General features: G+C 64.7%; 17 protein-coding genes. 12 read left to right on the top strand and 5 right to left on the bottom strand.

The window, feature by feature from the left end; all coding sequences use genetic code 11:
* Position 1 precedes the first annotated feature (1 nt).
* Positions 2 to 388 carry a cytochrome o ubiquinol oxidase subunit IV gene (gene cyoD / locus ASILVAE211_RS16120; RefSeq protein ID WP_227322368.1) on the top strand — a complete coding sequence of 129 codons (387 nt, stop codon included), beginning with the start codon at positions 2 to 4 and terminating at the stop codon, positions 386 to 388.
* Positions 389 to 756: 368 nt separating this feature from the next.
* Positions 757 to 1032, top strand: coding sequence for a helix-turn-helix domain-containing transcriptional regulator (locus ASILVAE211_RS16115; RefSeq protein ID WP_227322367.1), 276 nt, complete (start codon positions 757 to 759; stop codon positions 1030 to 1032).
* 3 nt (positions 1033 to 1035) lie between these two features.
* Here ASILVAE211_RS16115 and ASILVAE211_RS16110 read toward each other — a convergent pair whose 3' ends face one another.
* Positions 1036 to 2328, bottom strand: coding sequence for an MFS transporter (locus ASILVAE211_RS16110; protein WP_227322366.1), 1293 nt, complete (start codon positions 2326 to 2328; stop codon positions 1036 to 1038).
* 188 nt (positions 2329 to 2516) lie between these two features.
* Between ASILVAE211_RS16110 and ASILVAE211_RS16105 the strand changes: the two genes are divergently transcribed.
* The gene (locus ASILVAE211_RS16105) at positions 2517 to 3740 is read left to right on the top strand and encodes an MFS transporter (protein WP_227322365.1); all 1224 of its coding nucleotides are present in this window, start codon (positions 2517 to 2519) and stop codon (positions 3738 to 3740) included.
* A gap of 7 nt (positions 3741 to 3747) precedes the next feature.
* Here ASILVAE211_RS16105 and ASILVAE211_RS16100 read toward each other — a convergent pair whose 3' ends face one another.
* On the bottom strand, positions 3748 to 5577 hold the full coding sequence (locus tag ASILVAE211_RS16100; protein ID WP_227322364.1) for a glycoside hydrolase family 15 protein: 1830 nt from the start codon (positions 5575 to 5577) through the stop codon (positions 3748 to 3750).
* Positions 5578 to 5688: 111 nt separating this feature from the next.
* On the bottom strand, positions 5689 to 6363 hold the full coding sequence (locus tag ASILVAE211_RS16095; RefSeq protein WP_227322363.1) for a DUF1028 domain-containing protein: 675 nt from the start codon (positions 6361 to 6363) through the stop codon (positions 5689 to 5691).
* Positions 6364 to 6445: 82 nt separating this feature from the next.
* Here ASILVAE211_RS16095 and ASILVAE211_RS16090 point away from each other — a divergent pair, with 82 nt between their 5' ends.
* Positions 6446 to 7270, top strand: a complete 825-nt coding sequence (locus ASILVAE211_RS16090; RefSeq protein WP_227322362.1) for a Cof-type HAD-IIB family hydrolase — start codon at positions 6446 to 6448, stop codon at positions 7268 to 7270.
* A gap of 126 nt (positions 7271 to 7396) precedes the next feature.
* Here ASILVAE211_RS16090 and argE read toward each other — a convergent pair whose 3' ends face one another.
* Positions 7397 to 8530, bottom strand: coding sequence for an acetylornithine deacetylase (gene argE / locus ASILVAE211_RS16085; protein ID WP_227322361.1), 1134 nt, complete (start codon positions 8528 to 8530; stop codon positions 7397 to 7399).
* Positions 8531 to 8609: 79 nt separating this feature from the next.
* On the opposite strand from argE, the gene ASILVAE211_RS16080 reads away from it, so the two are divergent.
* From ASILVAE211_RS16080 to ASILVAE211_RS16065, 4 genes are all read left to right on the top strand, one after another.
* Complete coding sequence (locus tag ASILVAE211_RS16080; protein WP_227322360.1) at positions 8610 to 9503, top strand: ABC transporter permease; 894 nt, start codon at positions 8610 to 8612, stop codon at positions 9501 to 9503.
* A 20-nt stretch (positions 9504 to 9523) separates the two neighbouring features.
* Entirely contained in the window at positions 9524 to 10312 is a 789-nt protein-coding gene (locus ASILVAE211_RS16075) for an ABC transporter ATP-binding protein (protein ID WP_227322359.1), read from the top strand.
* Between the two features lie 73 nt (positions 10313 to 10385).
* The gene (locus tag ASILVAE211_RS16070) at positions 10386 to 11384 is read left to right on the top strand and encodes an ABC transporter substrate-binding protein (protein WP_227322358.1); all 999 of its coding nucleotides are present in this window, start codon (positions 10386 to 10388) and stop codon (positions 11382 to 11384) included.
* A 162-nt stretch (positions 11385 to 11546) separates the two neighbouring features.
* The gene (locus tag ASILVAE211_RS16065) at positions 11547 to 13109 is read left to right on the top strand and encodes an amino acid permease (RefSeq protein WP_227322357.1); all 1563 of its coding nucleotides are present in this window, start codon (positions 11547 to 11549) and stop codon (positions 13107 to 13109) included.
* Positions 13110 to 13346: 237 nt separating this feature from the next.
* Here the strand turns inward: ASILVAE211_RS16065 and ASILVAE211_RS16060 are convergent, their stop codons facing one another.
* Positions 13347 to 15221: a DEAD/DEAH box helicase gene (locus ASILVAE211_RS16060; protein WP_227322356.1), complete on the bottom strand. Its 1875-nt coding sequence runs from the start codon at positions 15219 to 15221 to the stop codon at positions 13347 to 13349.
* A 243-nt stretch (positions 15222 to 15464) separates the two neighbouring features.
* Here ASILVAE211_RS16060 and ASILVAE211_RS16055 point away from each other — a divergent pair, with 243 nt between their 5' ends.
* The 4 genes from ASILVAE211_RS16055 (at position 15465) to ASILVAE211_RS16040 (ending at position 19548) form a co-directional block, all read left to right on the top strand.
* Complete coding sequence (locus tag ASILVAE211_RS16055) at positions 15465 to 15743, top strand: exodeoxyribonuclease VII small subunit (protein ID WP_227322355.1); 279 nt, start codon at positions 15465 to 15467, stop codon at positions 15741 to 15743.
* Positions 15744 to 15814: 71 nt separating this feature from the next.
* Positions 15815 to 16681 (top strand): polyprenyl synthetase family protein, encoded by an 867-nt coding sequence (locus ASILVAE211_RS16050; protein WP_227322420.1) that lies wholly within the window; start codon positions 15815 to 15817, stop codon positions 16679 to 16681.
* A gap of 6 nt (positions 16682 to 16687) precedes the next feature.
* Positions 16688 to 18613: a 1-deoxy-D-xylulose-5-phosphate synthase gene (dxs, locus tag ASILVAE211_RS16045; RefSeq protein ID WP_227322354.1), complete on the top strand. Its 1926-nt coding sequence runs from the start codon at positions 16688 to 16690 to the stop codon at positions 18611 to 18613.
* The gene (locus ASILVAE211_RS16040; RefSeq protein WP_227322353.1) at positions 18613 to 19548 is read left to right on the top strand and encodes a flavin reductase; all 936 of its coding nucleotides are present in this window, start codon (positions 18613 to 18615) and stop codon (positions 19546 to 19548) included. The genes dxs and ASILVAE211_RS16040 overlap by 1 nt, the downstream gene beginning before the upstream one ends.
* The last annotated feature ends 70 nt before the right edge of the window (positions 19549 to 19618 follow it).

Raw genomic sequence — 19618 nt, 5'->3', positions numbered from 1 at the left:
CATGGACCACAGCGCACACGGCCATAGCCATGTGGATGCCGCCGGCGCCAGCCACGGCAGCTACACGTCCTATGCCATCGGCTTCGTCCTCTCCGTCATCCTGACGGCCGCCGCCTTCTGGGCGGTGATGAGCCATTCGATGTCGCCGGGCGCGACGGTCACGACCATCGTGATCCTCGCGATCGTGCAGATCTTCGTGCATCTCGTGTTCTTCCTGCACCTGAACTTCTCGTCGGAGCAGCGTTGGAACGTCACGGCTTTCGCCTTCGCGGCGCTGGTCGTTCTCATCGTCATCGGCGGTTCGCTGTGGATCATCCACAACATGACCGATCGCATGATGCCGCAGATGCAGCAGCAGCTGCCGGGGCTGACGCAGCAGCAGGGCTAAATCCCGCCCGGCCTTCGGGCCGGCACGGCGAAAAGGGGGAAGCGGGCAACCGCTTCCCCCTTTTTTGTTGAGCGGTTGTTAACCGGGCCTGCCGTAGTCGTCATTTGCGGGCCTCGACCCGCGCATCCAGCCACTAGATTCGGTCAGGTTTTGATTGAAGCGGCCCTATCTTCGTCATCGCCGGGCGGGGCCGCCCGCGGCATGACTGCTTTTTGAGATGATTCGATTTAACTCTGACAGACTCTAGACGCCGAAGGTCTGGAACCCCGGGGTAAACTCGGTGAAGACAGATTTTGGATGGGGTCTTTGCATTTCGCGGAACTGCCGCATTCAAAACAACAAATGCTGCTGAGGATTAGGCATCCAGCATGGCGAAATCTGAACCCTTCGATCTCGCTCCCTGTTTTGGCTCGTCAGAGGCAAGCCTAGACCTCCTGAACGATGCTTTCGCGTCGTGTGACGCAGGCTATGTCCTTCACGCATTGAGTCTCGTCGCTCACGCGCAGGATAAAAACGTGGTCGCGCAATCTCTCAGTGAAGACGGTGATCCTCGTCTGACCACATTGCTCGGCGTCACAGGCGCGCTCGGCTTCAGGCTTGCCGTCATCGCGCTGGACGATGAAGGCATAGCCGCAGCCGGCTGACCGTCAGGCCAGACGCTGAGCCGCGCGGCGGTCGGCATTGCCGATGAAGATCGACAGGAAGGCTGCCACCACGCCCAGCATGCCGGCGAAAAGGAAGGCCGGCAGGTAGCTGCCCTCCAGCGACCGGCTGAGACCGGCCAGGAAGGCAGCGCTCGCCGCGCCGATCTGATGGCCGGCGACGATCCAGCCGAAGATGATCGGCATGCGGTGATCGCCGAAGGTCTCGGTCGCCAGACGAACCGTCGGCGGCACGGTCGCGATCCAGTCCAGGCCGAAAAAGACGCCGAAGGCGGCCAGGCCATACACGCCGAAACCCGAATAGGGCAGATACATCAGCGCCAGGCCGCGCAGGGCATAATACATGAACAGCAGCTTGCGGCTGTCGAAGCGGTCGGTCAGCCAGCCCGACATCGTGGTGCCGATCAGATCGAAGACGCCCATCATGGCCAGCAGCCCGGCGGCGCGGGTTTCTGGGATGCCGTGATCGGCGCAAAGCGCGATCATATGCACGCCGACAAGGCCGTTGGTGGTGAAGCCGCAGATATAGAAGCTGGCGAAGAGCAGCCAGAAGGTGCGGTTCTTCACGCCCAGCATCAGCCCGCCGAAGGCCTGCCCGAACAAAGACGTCACGGGCGGCGCGGGCGGCACCGTGCCGGGCTTCGCGCCCCAGGGCAGAAGGCCGATGGAGGCCGGGCGTTCCGGCAGCAGGAAGCCGATGACCGGGATCATCAGCGCGGCGGCGGCGGCGATGATCAGCACCACTGGGCGCCAGCCGTCCGATACCGCAATGGTCGACAGGACCGGCGTGAAGATCAGCGTGCCGGTCGCCGTGCTCGCGGTCAGAATGCCCATGACCAGGCCGCGCTGCGAGGTAAACCAGCGGGTGGCGACGATGGCGCCCAGGACATTGGCCACACAGCCGGTCGCCAGGCCGGACAGCACGCCCCAGGTCAGCATCAGTTGCCAAGCGGCATGCATAAAGCTGCTGGCGAAGATGGAGAGCGCCAGAACGGCGAAGGCTGTCATCGTCACATGGCGCACGCCGAAACGCTGAATGAAGGCAGCGGCGAAGGGACCGCAGAGACCGTAAAGCAGGATGCCGATGGCGGCCGCCAGGCTGACGGTGGCGCGGCTCCAGCCGAAACTGTTCTGCCAGGGGATGATCAGCACGCCCGGCGCCCCGCGCACGCCGGCCGAAACCAGCAGGCAGGTGAAGACCACCGCCACGACCACGAAGGCATAGCGGGCACCGAAGGGGCGGGTGAGGGCGAGGGTCGGCGCAGGGGACTGGGACATGGGTCGAGCTTAAGGGGATCGGCGGGAATAGCCAGATGCCGCCGTGAGCATCGTATCTGGTTGCGCAATCTTTTGTGTTATCGCCACGGTGCACGCCATCGTCCCACCCTTGGGCATTCATCGTTGCGAGGTTGATGCGTTATAACGAAGCCAATCCCCCTGTTTCATTTTCTGCCGTGAGCGACTGAATGACTGTGACTGCATCGACGACGGCTGCCGCCACGCGCGGGTCGGGCCGCGCTGCCCTGCGGCAGATTTTGGCGACCGTCGTCTTCACTTTCGTCGGCTATCTCACCATCGGCCTGCCGCTCGCGGCTCTGCCGCCCTTCGTGCATGACAAGCTGGAATACAGTTCCGTCCTCGCCGGCCTCTCGGTCAGCGTCCAGTATCTCGCGACCTTCCTGACCCGTGCGCCGGTCGGCCGCATGACGGATACCGTCGGCCCGAAGCAGATGGTGATGCTGGGTCTGTTGTGTTGCGCCGCGTCCGGGGCCTTCACCACGGCAGGCGGATTGCTGAGCCATGATCCCGCCATCAGCCTCACGCTGCTGCTCATCGGCCGGCTTTGCCTGGGTGCGGGGGAAAGCGGCGTCGCGACCGGCTCCATCGCCTGGGCCATCGGCCGCACGTCCCCCGCGCATAGCGCCAAGGTCATTTCCTGGAACGGGGTCGCGACCTATGGCGCCATCGCGGTCGGCGCGCCGCTCGGCATCGTCATCCAGAACCTGTTCGGCTTCTGGGCCATCGGCGCCGTCATCATCGTGGTGCCGCTGATCGCCTATCCCTTCGCGATGCGCGGACCGGTGACGACGCGCGCACGCGGCGCGCAGATGCCCATGGCCAATGTGCTGAAGCGCGTGCTGCCGCATGGCATCGCACTGGCTTTGGGCTCCATCGGCTTCGGCACCATCGCGTCCTTCGTCACGCTGTTCTTCGCAAGCCGGCACTGGAACGGCGCGGCGCTGGCCGTCACCGCCTTCGGCGTGCTTTTCATCCTGTCGCGCTTCATGTTCGTCAGCAGCATCGCGCGGCACGGTGCGCTGCGGCTGTGTTTCGTCTCATTCCTGGTCGAAGCTTTGGGCCTGCTGATCCTTTGCACGGCCCCGTCCTCGCTGATCGCGGCCATCGGCGCGGCAATGACGGGCTTCGGCTTCGCGCTGATCTTCCCAGCACTCGGCGTGGAAGCCTTCAACCGCGTGCCGCCCAATAGCCGCGGCGCGGCACTCGGTGTCTTTTCCGTTTTCCTGGACGTGGCTTTGGGCGTCACCGGTCCGCTGGCCGGCCTGCTGGTCGGGATATCCGGCTATCCCTCGATCTTTCTGGTCGCCGGCATCGCCGCGATGGCCGGCGCCGTCATCATGATCGTCCTCGGCGCCCGGCTGGCGCCGCCGCCGCGCGTCAGCGCGGTCTGAGCGCCGGCTATTCGCCCATCTGGCGGGGACCGCGCTGGCCCTTATGCGCGTCGGCAATGGCAAAGGCGGTATTCACCAGCGCCACATGGGTAAAGGCCTGAGGGAAATTGCCCATCTGGCGCTTCAGGTCCGGCGCATATTCCTCGGCGATCAGGCCTAGATCATTAGCGAGGCCCACCAGTCGCCGGAACAGATCGGTCGCTTCGTCCATCCGGCCCTGGAAGGCAAGATTGTCGACCAGCCAGAAACTACAGGCGAGGAAGACGCCTTCGCCCGGCGGCAATCCGTCATCGCTTTCATGGGTATCGTAGCGGCGCACGAGACCGTCGACGACGAGGCCCTTTTGAATAGCCTCCACCGTGCCGAGCATGCGCGGGTCATGGGCGTCCAGAAAATGCACATGCGGGATCAGCAGCAGGCTGGCGTCCAGGTCTTCGCCATCGAAAACCTGCGTGAAGCTGTTCAGCCTGGCATTGAAGCCGCGCGTGAGGATTTCCTGTCGCGCGGCGTCGCGCGCGTCGCGCCAGCGCTCCACCGGCGCGTCGAACCCATGCGTCTCGACATCGCGGATTGACCGGTCAAGCGCCACCCAGCACATGATCTTGGAAAAGGTGAAGGGTTGCCGCCCGCTGCGTACTTCCCACAGGCTGTCGTCATTCTCCTGCCAGATGTCGCAGATATGGTCGGTCAGGGCGCGTTGCAGGCCCCATCCGTCCGGCGTGTCGGCCAGGCCCAGCTTGCGGCCGGAGGACAGCACGGACATCACCTCGCCGAAGACATCCAGCTGCAACTGACCTGACGCCGCATTGCCGATGCGCACGGGGGCCGAATTCTCATAGCCCGGCAGCCAGGGCACTTCCCATTCGTCCAGGCGGCGTTCACCCGCGATGCCATACATGATCTGAATCTGGTCGGGCATGCCGGCGGCGGCCCGCATCAGCCAGTCCCGCCAGTCCCGCGCCTCCGTCCGGTAGCCGGCACGCAGCAGGGAGCCGAGCGTCAAAGTTGCATCGCGCAGCCAGCAGTACCGGTAATCCCAGTTGCGGGCGCCGCCGAGCTGCTCGGGCAGGGACGTGGTGGCTGCCGCGACGATGCCGCCCGTCGGCGCATAGGTCAGGGCTTTCAGGACGATCAGGGACCGGCGGACCTCTTTCGTCCACTCGCCGGCATAGGTCGAGACCTTGGACCAGTCCTCCCAGAACAGCACGGTATCGTCGAGCAGCGTATCGGCGTCCGGCGGCTCGGGCAGATCAAGATGAGAGGCGTTATGGACCAGGCTGAAGCTTTGCCGGTCACCGGCCGCGACGGTGAAGCGGGCCTTCGTCGCCATATGTTCGCTGATCAGCGGCAGGGAGGAAAACAGCGTCAGCCGGTCCGGCCCGCAGATCGCCTGTAGGCCGCTCTGTTCCTCCAGACCGATCACCCAGGGAATGACGCTGCCGTAATCGAAGCGAAGCGTCAGATCGAAAGCCATCTCAACCGCGCCGGACAGGCCTTCGACGATGCGGATGATGGCGGTTTCGCGGGCACCGATCGGCATGAAATCGGTCACCCGAACGCGCCCGGTTTCGGTTTCGATGATGGTGTCGATGACGACGCTGCCGTCGCGGTAAGACCGCGTGACTTTCGCGCCATCCGTGGCACTGCCCAGGCGCCAGCGGCCATTCTCGGCGGTGCCGAGAAGGGCGGCCATGCAGGCGCCACTATCGAAGCGCGGAACGCAAAACCAGTCGATCGACCCGTCCCGGCTGACCAGCGCACAGGTCCGGCAGTCGCCGATCATGCCGTAGTCTTCGATGAGGGCAGGCCGGTAAAGGTCGGGCTGAGCTTCGGGCATGAGGCAGGCATCTCCTGACACGAACGGTCTTGCTTCTATGCCGCAGAGTTTGGCCTAACCGCGCGGAAATAAAGACCGGCCGTGCGGGAGGCTGCCAGACGCCGAACGGGCTTACGCGTCGCCAGGAACGCCATAGGACGGTGCCGCCACCGGATTAAGCGCCCGCGTAACATAGGCCTCCATCTGCGGCTTGTAGATGGACCAGAGGCGAGCCAGTTCGGAAATCGGCGCGTCATGCCAGTCCACCCGCAGGTCGGCGATGGGCCAGGAGACCTCGCCCACCATCTGCATGCCGGCGGAATAGACCGGCCCGGCCTCGCCGCCGGCGGCCAGACCCGCCGCCATGGCGGCGATGATGCGGTCGCCCAGATCCTGCCCCAGGCTTGCTTCGAAAGCCGCGACGATGGCGCGCGGCACATTGGGATTGGCCAGAAGATTGCCGGCCGAGACGACATCCTTTCCCTGGGCTTCCCCGTGAATGCCCAAAGTGCCGGGGCCGGAGAAGACCGCCGTGCGGCCTTCGGCGTCGATCATCGTCAATTGCCGGTGGTCGATATGGGCTGTCGCCTGCACCAGCACGTTGCGCGCCGCCGTCGCGCCGGCGCCAAGCGCCATCAGGTCCAGCGCCTTCGGCCCCAGCCTGGGGTCGGTGATGTTCTGCGTGGTGGCGGCACCGATACCGGCGCGGGCATAGGCGCAGCGCGCGGCGACGGCGGGGGAGGAGGAGGCGACGGCCACCGCGAAGCGACCGGTCGCGGCACATCTGGCGGCGATGGAGAATGTCATATGTCATTCCTGCCCGCCTTGACCCTGGCCCGGCAAGCCCCTCTCTTGGAGCCGATCTTTCCCCCTGGAGGCCAGTATCAGCATGAGCGGCGTCACCCTCTCCAAACCCATCCGCCTTGTCGTCAGCGATGTCGACGGCACGCTGGTCCGCAAGGACAAGACACTGCATCCCGAAACCATCAAGGCAGCGCAGGAACTGAAGGCAGCCGGCATCGTTCTGTGCCTTGCCTCCTCCCGGCCGCCGCGCGGCATGGAAATGTATCTGGAGCCGCTGGGCATCACGACGCCCCATGCCGGTTTCAACGGCGGGCAGATCGTGGCGGCCGACAACAAAACCATTCTGGACGAACTCGCGATCCCGGAAGATGCCGCCCGTCTGGCGGTCGATCATATGAGCGCGGCCGGGCTGGATGTCTGGGTTTTCGCCGGCAACGGCTGGTACGTGAAAGGCGGCAACGGCCCCTATGTCGCGCATGAGGCGGAGGTGACGCGCAATACCTTCACCATCGTCGATGATTTCAGCCCTTATCTGTCGACCACCAACAAGATCATGTCCTCATCGAAGGATTTCGATCTCGTCGGCCGGGTCGAGGCAGAATTGCAGGCGAGTTTGCACGGCCAGGCTTCCGTCAACCGGTCATCGCCCTATTATTGCGACGTCACGCATATGGACGCGAACAAGGGCCATGCGGCGCTGGCGCTGGCCAAGATCGTCGGCGTGACGGCCGAGGAAATGGCCTGCCTGGGCGATATGAATGTCGATGTGCCCATGCTGAAGATCGCGGGCCTCTCCATCGCCATGGGCAATGCGGCGGAGAGCGTGAAGGCGGCCTCCATGGTCGTCACCGGCGACAATGACGGTCCCGGCTGGGCGGACGCCATCCGCACCTATGTTTTGAAGGTGTGACCGTCCGGATTAGTCGAAACCATCTTTATAACGTCATGCCCGCGTAAGCGGGCATCTTCTCGTCGTCACGGCGCCAAGGAAAGAAGATCCCCGCCTACGCGGGGATGACGATACAAAAGTGAAGTCCTAAACCAGGCTCTCGACAATCCGCGTCAGAAACGCATCCCCGGCCATGAGTTCGTCGCGCGTGATGAACTCATCTGGCTTATGGGCGCGGTCGATGGAGCCCGGCCCGCAGACCACGCTCGGCAGGTCCAGCATGTCGCGGAACAATCCCGCTTCGGTGCCGAAATCGAGTTTTGTAAACGCGGTCGAACCACCGGATGCCGCAGCCAGCGCGACGGCTGGTGAGGTCTCGGGCTCGGCCAGACCCGGATAGGCATTGGTGATATCGATGCTGATCGTGCCGCCGCGCGCGGCCGCAATCTCATCCGCGCGGACGCGCAGCCGCGACAGCAGCGCTTCGTAATCCTCGCCGGCCGGAAAGCGGATTTCGAAAGCGAGGCTGGCTTCCGCCGGCACGATATTCAGAGCGGTGCCACCCGTGATGGTGCCGACCTGCGCCGTGCCATGCGGCACGGCATAGGCGGGGTCGCGCAGGCCGCTTTCGGCGAGTGACGCCGCCAGCGCTTCGACTTCGGCCACCATCGCCGCTGCCATGTCGATGGCGTTGACGCCGAGGGACGGGTTGGCGGAATGCGCGGCGCGTCCCTGGCAGGTCACCCGCACCGCGACCTTGCCCTTATGACCGGTCGCGATGACAAGGCCGGTCGGCTCGCCGACGATACAGGCGCGGGCCTTGAAACCTTCCGCCGCCAGCGCGGCAAGCATGGGCCGCACGCCGACGCAGCCGATTTCCTCGTCATGCGAAACGGCCAGATGCAGCGGGCGCTTCAGCGTCATGCGGCTGGCGGTCTCGGCCGCCGTCACCATGCAGGCCAGGAAGCCTTTCATATCGACCGACCCGCGCCCGAACAGCTTGCCGTCACGCTCGGCCAGTCGAAACGGATCGGTCGTCCAGGCCTGACCCGCGACCGGCACCACATCCTCATGCGCGGACAGCACGATCCCGTCCGGCCCGCTGGGGCCGAGAGTTGCACAAAGGTTGATCCGGCCCGCATCGGTTCCGGGCATAACGCGAACGTGAGCACCAAGATCGGTCAGGCGCTGCCGCAGCCAGTCCATCAAGTCCAGGTTGGGGCCGCCGGTGACGGTGGGAAAGCCGACAAGGTTGTGCAGGGTATCAATAGTATTTGCCATGCCTCGCCTTTTGCATCCTTTATCGCCGCACGCGCCAGCCCGGCTTTCGGGTTGGAACGGTTCTTGCGTAGGGCATTCCATGAGATTCGATAAGACCTTCGCGCCCGCCGATGGCGGCTCGGGCGCCACCACTCTTCCCCGCGCGGCGGCCGCGCCGACACCGCCCCGACCGAAGCGCCGTCGCGGCTTCGTCGATGTGGCGTTGACGCCGCGCGCCGCCATATCGCCGCGCGCCACGCTGATCGCGGGCCTCGTCGTCTGGGCGATCGTGCTCGGCATCTGGTCGGCGCTGACCTATGGCGGCGTGATGCCGGACATCTTTTTGCCGTCGCCTTCGGCCGTGATCGAGCGCGGCATCTCCATGGTGTCGGACGGCACCATCTGGCCGAATATGTGGTCCTCCATCGAGGTCATCCTGCTCGGCTTCGCCATTTCCTCCGTCGTCGCGGTGCCGCTCGGTCTGCTCATGGGCACCTTCCGCATCGTGCAGGCTGCGCTGGAGCCGATGGTCAATTTCATCCGCTATCTGCCGGTCACCGCCTTCGTGCCGCTGTTCATTCTGTGGATCGGCCTCGGTCTGTCGCAGCGTGTCGCCATCATCATCTTCGGCACCTTCTTCCAGCAGCTTGTCATGATCATGGACGGTGTCCGCGCCGTGCCGGACGATATGCTCAACGCCTCCTATACGCTGGGCTCCTCCCGCCGCGACGTGCTGACCCATGTCATCCTGCCGGCCGCCAAGCCCGGCATCATAGACACGCTGCGCATCACCATGGGCTGGGCCTGGACCTATCTCGTGGTCGCCGAACTGGTCGCGGCCGATAGCGGTCTGGGATATATGAGCATGCAAGCGATGCGCGGCTTCCAGGTCGACAAGATCTTTCTCGCCATCGGCATCATCGGCATTCTGGGCCTCATCACCGATAGTTTCTTCCGCCTGTTACGGGCCAAGACGGCGGGGTGGGCGGCATGAGCGCGGTGATGGAGACCCCCATGACACAGACAAGCGGCGCGCCGCTGCTGGAAGCCCGGTCGGTCGAGCTGCGCTACAATAGCGGCAACAGCTCCGTCCTTGCGCTGGACCGCGTTTCGCTGGAAGTGCGCGAAAAGGAATTCGCGGTCATCGTCGGCCCCTCGGGCTGCGGCAAATCCAGCCTGCTCTATCTGGCGGCCGGGCTGCTGGAATCGACGGGCGGGGAAATTATCGTCGGCGGCGATCATGTCGACGGTCCCGGCCGGGATCGCGGCATGGTCTTCCAGGCCTATACGCTGTTCCCCTGGCTGACGGTGGCCGAGAATATCGAATTCGGCCTCAAGCGGCGGCGCATGCCGGCGGCGGAACGCAAAGAGATCGTCAATTACTATCTCAATGAAGTCGGTCTGGCGCAGTTCGGCGGCCATTATCCGAAGCAGCTTTCGGGCGGCATGAAGCAGCGCGTCGCCATTGCCCGCGCGCTGGCCAACGACCCCAAAGTGCTGCTGATGGACGAGCCTTTCGGCGCGCTCGACAGCCAGACGCGCGCGACCATGCAAAAGCTGCTGCTGCGCGTCTGGGACCACAGCCACAAGACCGTGCTCTTCGTGACCCATGATATCGACGAGGCCATCATCCTGGGTGACCGCGTGCATGTCATGACGGCCCGCCCCGGCCGCATGAAGGCGACTGTCGATATCGACATTCCCCGCCCACGTTCGCTGGACATGATGCTCGACCCCGACTTCATCGCCATCAAACGCCAAATTCTCGGCCTGCTGCATGACGAGATCGACGAGGATCATTGATCCGTCATCATGCCGGCCGCGAGCCTTCCCCGCCGCAACTGTTTTTGATTCTGCAATCAAGGAGACGACTTCGATGAAGATCCCGAACTGGCGCCGTTACGCGGGTGCGGCCATGGGCCTGGTGCTGGCGGCGGCGGCCACCATGGGCACGGCGAAGCCGGCCGAGGCCGGCAAGCTGTCGCTGTCCATGACCGTCTGGGTCGGCTACGGCCCGATCTTCCTGGCGCGCGACATGGGCTTCTTTAAGAAGCGCGGCCTCGACGCGAAGCTGACCATCGTCAGCGACAGCGCGCTGTCCATGGGGGCGATGGCCGCCAACCAGATTCAGGGCACGGCGGTGACGCTGGACGAAATCCTGAAATACCGCTCGCCGGAATTCTGCTTCAAGACCGTGATGGCGCTGGATGACAGCCACGGCGCGGACGGCATGGTGACGGGCAATAACGTCAACAGCCTCGCCGACCTCAAGGGCAAGACAATTGCCATGAACGAAGGCTCCACCAGCCAGTTCTGGTTCAACTATCTGCTCGCCAAGCAGGGCATGACGCAGAGCGACTTCAAGGTCGTCAACATGACGGCCGATGACGCCGCCGCCGCCTTCATCGCCGGCCGCATCCCCGCCGCCGTGACCTGGGAGCCAAACCTCTCCTTCGTCAAGGAACACAATAAGGGCAAGGTGCTGATCAGCTCCGCCGCGACCCCGGGCGTCATTCTCGACGTGCTGGTGCTGCGTTGCGACACCATCAAGAACGACCCGAAGGACGTGCAGGCGCTGGTCGACGGCATTCTGGAAGCCGTGGACTACACCAAGGCCCATCCGACCGAGGCTTATGCCGACATGGCCAAGAGCGTCGGCGGCTATCTGTCCAAGCCGGCTGACTTCGCCGCCGCCGCCGGCGGCGTGAACTTCTACACGGCTGCCATGAACAAGAGCTATTTCGGCACCATCGCGGCGCCGGGCGAAGCCAAGGACGTGATGAATCTCGGCCTCCAGATCTGGGGCAAGCTTTCCACCATCAAGATGCCGATCACCTATCCGGACGTCATCGACCCGAGCTTCATCGACAAGTAAGCAACGACTACGCGCAGAGACGAACAACGCGCCGGAGAGCAGTCTCCGGCGCGTTTTTTATGGCGTAACGGTTGCGCTGCACCATCAGGCAAATTCAATATGACATTGAAATGCAACGCGAAGGTCATCTAACCTCGCGTTTTCGCGAGAGAGGGTTTCGTCATGAATGCTTCGCCTTCGCCATCCGGACCAGGGCGGACTGATCCGCCCCTCGACAGCGACACCCATCATCTGCACAAAATGGGCTATGCGCAGGAATTGGCGCGGCGCATGCCGCTGTTTTCCAATTTCGCGATTTCCTTTTCCATTATCTGCATCCTTGCCGGCGGCATCACCTCGTTTCAGCTTGGATTCAGTTCGGCGGGCGGGTTTGCCATCGGCGTCGGCTGGCTGATCGGCGCGGTTTTCGCCATCATCGTCGCCTGTTCCATGGCGCAGATCGCCTCGGCCTATCCGACCGCTGGCGGTCTCTATCACTGGTCGTCCATCCTGGGCGGCCGTGCCTGGGGCTGGGCCACGGCCTGGATCAACCTGCTCGGCCTCATCTTCGTCATCGCCTCCGTCAATGTCGGCGTCTATCTGCTGTTCGCGCAGCTTGTGCTGACCAATATCTTCGGCATCGACGTTTCGCATTGGGGGCTGATGCAGCAGGCGACCGGCGTGCTGCTGATCACCGCGACCCAGGCGCTGTTCAATCATTTCGGCATCCGCGTCACCACGAAGCTGACCGATTTCTCGGGCTATCTCATCCTCGTCACGGCGGTCGTGCTGACGGTCGTCATGCTTTACGCCGCGCCGTCCATCGATCTCGGGCGGCTGTTCAGCTTCACCAATAATACCGGCGATGCCGGCGGCGGCGTTTTCCCCACCCATACCAGCGCCCTGATGGCGGTGCTGCTGGGGCTGATCCTGCCGCTCTACACCATCACCGGTTTCGATGCCTCGGCTCACACGTCTGAGGAGACGGTCAACGCCCAGGTCACGGTGCCCAAGGGCATGATCCATGCCGTCATCTGGTCGGGCCTCTTCGGCTATATCATGTGCTGCTCCTTCGTTCTGGCCATGCCGGATGTGACCAAGGCGGCGAAGGACGGCGGCAATGTCTTCTTCAACCTGCTGGCCGGATTGCCGGTGCCGGTTCTGCTGAAAGATCTGATCTATATCGCCATCGTTGTCGCGAACTACCTCTGCGCGCTGGCGGGCATGACCTCGACCTCGCGCATGCTTTTCGCTTTCGCCCGTGACGGCGGCCTGCCGTTTTCGGCGACGCTGCGCAAGGTCAATCCGCATTACCGCACGCCCGTCGCCTCCATCTGGACGGTGGCGGCTCTGTCCTTCCTGGCGACGCTCTATTCGCCGGCCTTCGCGGCGCTGGCGGCCGGCTGTGCGGTCTTTCTGTATATTTCCTATGCCATGCCGGTTGCCGCCGGTTTCCTGGCCGAGGGCAAAAGCTGGACCGAGTTCGGGCCGTTCCGCCTGGGCGGTCTGTCCAAGCTCTTCGCCGCCATCACGGTCGTGGGTGCCGTGATCCTGCTGTATATCGGCACGCGCCCGCCGAACGACATCCTGGACAATTACGCCATCGGCGCCGTGGTGCTGCTGATCCTGGGCTGGTTCCTGCTGGAGCGGAAGCGCTTCAAAGGCCCGCCGATCGGTGAGGCGGCCATCCGCGCCCGTCAGGCTGAAATCGACCTGGAGGAAGCGGCGGTCGATTCGGCCGACTGACGCCTGGCGCGCAAGTCTCAGGTTTTCATTGAAACGACGTCATTCCCGCGCAGGCGGGAATCTTCTCTCTGTGGCGTAGCGACGAGGGTCAGAAGATGCCCGCTTTCGCGGGTATGACGGTTTTACCGAGCGATTAAATCCGCCCTGAAACGCGCCAGGGCGCGTCCCAACAAAAAAAGGGCGGCACTGCCTGCGCAGTGCCGCCCTTTTCATGTCAGGTGACCGTCAGACCGGCGATCAGCCCTTGGCGCGGGTGCGCACGGATTTGTTGTAGCCACCGCCGTCAGGCTTGCCGAAACGCGGCTTGCCCGGGCCATAGCTGGGACGATCGCCGCCCGACCGCTCGCCCTCGCGGCGCGGCGGACGGCTGCTGCGGTTGAAGTCACCACGGGGCGGGCGGGCGCTGTCCTGCGTCGGCGGCCCATCGGCCTGCTCGATGCGGATTTCGTTGTCGCCCGCTTCGCCGACCGAGGTCATGAAGGCCTCGGAGGCTGCCGCGCTGATCTGGAAGCGCGTCTCGCTGTCGGTGATGCGGATAGCGCCCACATCTTTCTTGGTCACGGCGCCAAGACGGCAGATCAGCGGCAACAGCCACTTGGGATCGGCCTTCTTGTTGCGGCCGACGCTGGTACGGAACCAGACCATCGGTTCGCCGTCATTCTCATAGAAATTCGCACGCGGACGCTCGCCGCCCTGATCCGAACCACGCTCGAACGGACGCTCACGGCGCTCGCTATAGTCGCGCGGCGCGCGCTCACGGCTCTGGTCACGCTCGCGGAAGCCGGCGCGGGGCTCCTCGAAACCGGCGCGGGCGCCTTCGATATCGGCCGGCGCGGGCAGGGATTGGCGACGCACGCGAATGAAGGCGGCGGCCATGGCTTCGGCGCCGTAGCGTTCGGCCATCTGGTAGGCGAGGGCGGCATCGTCCTCGGCGGTCGGCTCGGCGATGATCGGGTCGTTCAGCAGGCGCTGCTGATCCTGCTCGCGGATCTCGGCGGCCGAGGGAGCCGTGCTCCAACGGGCCGTGATGCCGGCGGTATTGATCAGCATTTCGGCCCGGCGGCGGCGGGAATGCGCTACCATCAGCACGCAGATGCCCTTGCGGCCGGCGCGGCCGGTGCGGCCGGAGCGGTGCAGCAGGGTTTCCTTGTTGGTCGGCAGATCGGCATGGATGACAAGGCCGAGTTCCGGCAGATCCAGGCCGCGGGCCGCGACGTCGGTCGCGACGCAGACGCGGGCGCGGCCGTCACGCACCGCCTGCAAAGCGTTGTTGCGCTCCTGCTGGGACAGTTCGCCCGACAGGGCCACGGCCGAGAAGCCGCGTGCGTTCAGCGCGTCCGTCATCGTACGCACGCCATCGCGGCGGGCGCAGAAGATGATGGCCGGGCTGTCGATCAGGCGCAGCGTATTGACGGTCGCCGCTTCGATCGCGCTCGGGTCGATCTTCATGGCACGATATTCGATATCGGCATGCGGCTGGCTGCGGTCGACGGTATCGATGCGCAGCGCGTTCTGCTGGAAGCGGCGCGCCATATTCGCGATTTCGCGGGCAATGGTCGCCGAGAACAGCAGCGTGCGGCGCTCGGCCGGGGCCGCGTCGAGAATGAATTCCAGCTCCTCGCGGAAGCCGAGATCAAGCATTTCGTCGGCTTCGTCCAGCACGACCACACGCAATTGTGAGGGATCAAGCTGGCGGCGTTCCAGGTGATCCTTCAGGCGGCCGGGGGTGCCGACCACGATATGGGCGCCGCGCGCCAGCGCGCGGGCTTCGGTCCGGGCATCCATGCCACCGACGCAGGAAACGATGCGGGCGCGGGCCTCGGCGTAAAGCCAGGTCAGCTCGGCATGGACCTGCTGGGCCAGTTCGCGCGTCGGCGCGATGATCAGCGCCAGCGGCGGGCCGGCGGGGGGAAGATGCTCGGCGCCAGCGAACAGGGTCTCGGCGAAGGCAAGGCCGTAGGCGACCGTCTTACCGGAACCGGTCTGGGCGGAAACAAGCAGATCCCGGCCGGGCTCGGCTGCGAGAATCGCAGCCTGGACGGAGGTTGGTTCGGAATAGCCGCGTGCTTCTAGAGCCTGCGCCAGGGCGGCGTGGGGGGTCGGAAAGGGCATATTGGTTTCGAGGATCCACCAGCAAAAGAAGCGCGTCTTAGACCAAAGCGTCGGCGTTTCGCGACCTTTTCCGTAACAGGGGAGGCGTGCGTCAGGCACTGCCTTGTTTTGGTCACACCGCTGATGGCCTGCTGTGGCCAGGGTGCCGGGTCGTCAGGAAGGGGGTTGGCGCTCCCGTCGCAAAAGGATTACGAGAATGATCATGTCGTATTTCTGGCTTTATCCGTGCGGGGGGATTTCCTGATGTCCGCCTCGTCCGCTCCCGATTCCGCGTCGTCCGCCGCCTCCGGCGCCGCCGCCGACGTGTCCCACCTGTCCTTCGAGGAAGCCTTGGGCGAACTTGAAAAGATCGTGCGCGGCCTGGAAAGCGGGCAGCAGAAGCTGGAAGAGGCGATCACCGCTTTCGAGCGCGGCAGCCAGCTGCGCCGTCATTGCGAGGCCAAGCTGGCCGAGGCCGAGACGCGAATCCAGTCGATTGTCGAGCGGGCGGACGGCACTCTTACCGCCCGGCCCGTTGAATGAACGGTTTTGAACAAAGTGAAACGCGGATGCAGGTAGTGGGTAGCGAGCAGCCGGCGAAGCTCGCCGAGGTCATGAAGAAGCGTGCGCAGGAGGTCGAGCGTGCGCTCGACGTGCTGCTGCCGCTGCCGGAAGGACCGGAAAAGCGGCTGATCGAAGCCATGCGCTATGCCGTGCTCGGCGGCGGCAAGCGGCTGCGCGGCTTCCTGGTGATGGAAGTGGCGAGCCTGTTCTCCGTCGCGCCGGCCTGCGCCGCGCGCGTGGCCGCCTCCGTTGAGATGCTGCATGCCTATTCGCTGGTCCATGACGATCTGCCGGCCATGGACGATGACGACCTGCGCCGTGGCCAGCCCTCCTGCCATAAAGCCTTTGACGAGGCGACCGCGATTCTGGCGGGTGACGCGCTGCTCACTCGCGCCTTCGAGGTGCTGGTCGATGTCGACACCCATTCCGATTCGCAGGCCCGCTGCGAACTGGTGGCGGCGCTGGGTGCGGCCTCCGGCGCGCGCGGCATGGTCGGCGGCCAGATGATCGACATGCTGTCCGAAGGCCAGGAGCTGTCGGGCGCGGAAGTGACGCGCCTACAGGCGCTCAAGACCGGGCGGCTGATCCAGTATAGCGCGGAGGCCGGCGCCATTCTGGGCCGCGCGCCCTCCCACCAGCGGCATCTCATCGCGGCTTTCGGCCGTGACCTGGGTGCTGCTTTCCAGATTGCCGACGATATCCTGGATACCGAAGGCACCGAGGCTGAAATCGGCAAGACCGTGGGCAAAGACCAGGCGGCGAACAAGGCCACCATGGTTTCGATCATGGGGCTGGAACAGGCGCGCGCCCATGCGTCCATGCTGGCGGAACAGGCGGCCGGTTATCTCTCCAGTTTCGGAGAGAAGGCCCACGCGCTGGTCGCGCTCACCGATTTCGTCGTTTCGAGACGGAGCTGATTGCCCATGCCCCCGCATACCCCCTTGCTCGACCGCGTCACCTACCCGGCCGATCTGCGTAACTTCTCGGCCGAGCAGTTGGCGCAGGTCGCCGAGGAACTGCGGTCGGAGGTCGTCGATACCGTCTCCGTCACCGGTGGTCATCTGGGCTCGGCGCTGGGCGTGATCGAACTCACGGTCGCCATCCACGCCGTTTTCGACACGCCGAACGACCGGCTGATCTGGGATGTCGGCCATCAGGCCTATCCGCATAAGACGCTGACCGGCCGCCGCGATCGTATCCGCACTCTGCGCCAGCCGGGCGGCCTGTCCGGCTTCACGCGCCGCAGCGAAAGCGAATACGACCCCTTCGGTGCCGCCCATTCCTCCACCTCCATCTCAGCCGGTCTCGGCATGGCGGTGGCGCGCGACCTTAAGGGCGACAACCCGGACCAGCAGATCATCTGCGTCATCGGCGACGGCTCGATGAGCGCGGGCATGGCCTATGAAGCGATGAACAATGCCGGTTCGATGAAAAGCCGGCTGATCGTCATCCTCAACGACAATGACATGTCGATCGCGCCGCCCGTGGGCGCCATGAGCGCCTATCTGTCGCGCCTGATCTCCTCGCGCTCCTTCCTTAATTTGCGTGATCTGGCCGCCAAGATGGCGAAGCGCTTCCCGCGTTCCATCGAACGCACGGCCAAGCGCGCCGAGGAATATGCGCGCGGCATTCTCACCGGCGGCACGCTGTTCGAGGAGCTGGGCTTCTATTACGTCGGCCCCATTGACGGCCATAACATGGACCATCTTCTGCCCGTGCTGCGCAATCTGCGCGATCACGAAGAAGGCGGCCCGGTTCTGCTGCATGTCGTGACGCAGAAGGGCAAAGGCTATGCCCCGGCCGAGCAGAGCCCCGATAAGTATCACGGCGTGACGCGCTTCAATGTCGTCACCGGCGAGCAGGGCAAGGCCCCGCCGGGTCCGCCGAGCTATACCAAGGTTTTCGCCAAGGCCCTGGTCGCCGAAGCCGAGGCCGATAGCCGCGTCGTCGCCGTCACGGCGGCCATGCCCTCCGGCACCGGCCTCGATGCCTTCGCCAAGAAGTTCCCTGATCGCACCTTCGATGTCGGTATTGCCGAACAGCATGCCGTGACCTTCGCCGCCGGCATGGCGACGGAAGGCATCAAGCCCTTCGTCGCGATCTATTCCACCTTCCTGCAGCGCGGCTACGATCAGGTCGTGCATGACGTCGCGATCCAGAGCCTGCCGGTGCGCTTCGCCATGGACCGCGCCGGCATGGTCGGCGCCGACGGCCATACCCATGCCGGCGTCTATGACCTGTGCTTCATGGGCTGTCTGCCCGGCATGGTGGTGATGGCGCCGTCCGACGAACTGGAACTGATGGATGTGGTGGCGACCGCCGCCGCCATCGACGACCGGCCCAGCGCCTTCCGCTATCCGCGCGGCGAAGGCTTCGGCCTCGACCTGCCGGCGCGCGGCAAGGTTCTGGAACTCGGCCGTGGCCGTGTCATGCGCGAAGGCAGCAAGATCGCCGTTCTCGCCCTCGGGCCGCGCCTGTATGAGGCGCTGAAGGCGGCGGATGAGCTGGCGGCGCGCGGCCTCAGCACCACGGTCGCGGATGCGCGCTTCATGAAGCCGCTGGATACCGACCTCATCACCCAGCTGGCCAAAAACCATGAAGTTGTCATCACCATCGAAGACAATGTCTCTGGTGGCTTCGGCTCGGCCGTGCTGCATTATCTGGCCGTTTCCGGCCTTCTTGATCGTGGATTGAAAGTACGTCCGATGGTTATTCCTGACCGGTTGATTGACCATAACACACCGGCCGCCCAGTCGATCGAGGCCGGTCTGACCGCGAAAGACATCGTCGCGACGGCGCTGTCGGCGCTCGGCGTGGCCGATGCCTCCGGTTCGGCGGTGCGCGCCTGATGTCCGGCACAGCCCCCCTCGACCGCGCCCGCCAGTTCCGCAACGCGCTCGGCTCCTTCGCGACCGGCGTCACCGTCATCACCGCCCGCGCGGCAGACGGCAGCGATGTCGGCGTCACCGCCAATAGCTTCAATTCGGTCTCGCTCGATCCGCCGATGATCCTGTGGAGCATCGGCAAGAACTCCTCCAGCCTTGCCGCCTTCATGCAGGCCGAGCATTTCGCCGTGCATATCCTGGCCGCCGATCAGGAACAGCTCTCCGGCCGTTTCGCGAAGTCGGGCACGGACAAGTTCGCCGGCATCGATATCGAGCGCGGCCAGGGCGATGTCCCCCTGCTCAAAGGCGCGGCGGCGCGTTTTCAGTGCCGCACGGCTTTCCGTCACGAAGCCGGCGACCATTACATTCTCGTCGGCGAGGTCGATGCATTCGACCATGACGATCATGCCCCGCTCGCCTTCCATGGCGGCCGTTACGGCCTGTTCGTGCGCAACGAGCCGCCGGCGAGTGTCACCGAAACCAAGATCGCGCCCGCGCTGGTCTCGGAACTGCTGGTGCGCGCCGAGGACGGGCTGATCCGTCAGGTTGAGGAAGACCTCAGTGAAGCGACGATTTCCCTGCCGGAATTCGAAGTGCTGCGCAGCGTCTCCGAAGCCGATCTGACGCTCGATGAGCTGGAGGAATGGGCCGGTCCGGATCAGGAGAATTCGATTCTGGCTTTGGTCGAGGATCTGTCGGAGCGGCATCTGCTGCTGACGCCGGAAGGCGGCACGATCAGCCTGACCGAGGAAGGCGAAGCCGCTCTGGCTGCCGTGACCACTGAGATCAGCGGTATCGAGGACAAGGTTCTGGCGGCGCTGTCGCCCCACGAGGCCGCGCTGTTCCGCCGTTTCCTGAGCAAGATCGTCGATAGTTTCGCGAACGACGCCGAAGGCTGAGCCTTCGGTCTCGGTCGTAATCTGCCGACGCAGATTTACCATTGTCATCCTCGGGCTTGACCCGAGGATC

The sequence above is a fragment of the Acidisoma silvae genome (assembly GCF_020618775.1).
Taxonomy (GTDB): Bacteria; Pseudomonadota; Alphaproteobacteria; order Acetobacterales; family Acetobacteraceae; genus Acidisoma; species Acidisoma silvae.
The sequence above is the reverse complement of the archived record's forward strand: the minus strand, read 5'-3'. Positions and strand labels throughout refer to the sequence as shown.

Bases quoted from the DNA above. Each gene is read 5' to 3' on its own strand.
- cyoD (WP_227322368.1), top strand. From the start codon at position 2: ATGGACCACAGCGCACACGGCCATAGCCATGTGGATGCCGCCGGCGCC.
- ASILVAE211_RS16115 (WP_227322367.1), top strand. From the start codon at position 757: ATGGCGAAATCTGAACCCTTCGATCTCGCTCCCTGTTTTGGCTCGTCA.
- ASILVAE211_RS16110 (WP_227322366.1), bottom strand. From the start codon at position 2,328: ATGTCCCAGTCCCCTGCGCCGACCCTCGCCCTCACCCGCCCCTTCGGT.
- ASILVAE211_RS16105 (WP_227322365.1), top strand. From the start codon at position 2,517: ATGACTGTGACTGCATCGACGACGGCTGCCGCCACGCGCGGGTCGGGC.
- ASILVAE211_RS16100 (WP_227322364.1), bottom strand. From the start codon at position 5,577: ATGCCCGAAGCTCAGCCCGACCTTTACCGGCCTGCCCTCATCGAAGAC.
- ASILVAE211_RS16095 (WP_227322363.1), bottom strand. From the start codon at position 6,363: ATGACATTCTCCATCGCCGCCAGATGTGCCGCGACCGGTCGCTTCGCG.
- ASILVAE211_RS16090 (WP_227322362.1), top strand. From the start codon at position 6,446: ATGAGCGGCGTCACCCTCTCCAAACCCATCCGCCTTGTCGTCAGCGAT.
- argE (WP_227322361.1), bottom strand. From the start codon at position 8,530: ATGGCAAATACTATTGATACCCTGCACAACCTTGTCGGCTTTCCCACC.
- ASILVAE211_RS16080 (WP_227322360.1), top strand. From the start codon at position 8,610: ATGAGATTCGATAAGACCTTCGCGCCCGCCGATGGCGGCTCGGGCGCC.
- ASILVAE211_RS16075 (WP_227322359.1), top strand. From the start codon at position 9,524: ATGACACAGACAAGCGGCGCGCCGCTGCTGGAAGCCCGGTCGGTCGAG.
- ASILVAE211_RS16070 (WP_227322358.1), top strand. From the start codon at position 10,386: ATGAAGATCCCGAACTGGCGCCGTTACGCGGGTGCGGCCATGGGCCTG.
- ASILVAE211_RS16065 (WP_227322357.1), top strand. From the start codon at position 11,547: ATGAATGCTTCGCCTTCGCCATCCGGACCAGGGCGGACTGATCCGCCC.
- ASILVAE211_RS16060 (WP_227322356.1), bottom strand. From the start codon at position 15,221: ATGCCCTTTCCGACCCCCCACGCCGCCCTGGCGCAGGCTCTAGAAGCA.
- ASILVAE211_RS16055 (WP_227322355.1), top strand. From the start codon at position 15,465: ATGTCCGCCTCGTCCGCTCCCGATTCCGCGTCGTCCGCCGCCTCCGGC.
- ASILVAE211_RS16050 (WP_227322420.1), top strand. From the start codon at position 15,815: ATGAAGAAGCGTGCGCAGGAGGTCGAGCGTGCGCTCGACGTGCTGCTG.
- dxs (WP_227322354.1), top strand. From the start codon at position 16,688: ATGCCCCCGCATACCCCCTTGCTCGACCGCGTCACCTACCCGGCCGAT.
- ASILVAE211_RS16040 (WP_227322353.1), top strand. From the start codon at position 18,613: ATGTCCGGCACAGCCCCCCTCGACCGCGCCCGCCAGTTCCGCAACGCG.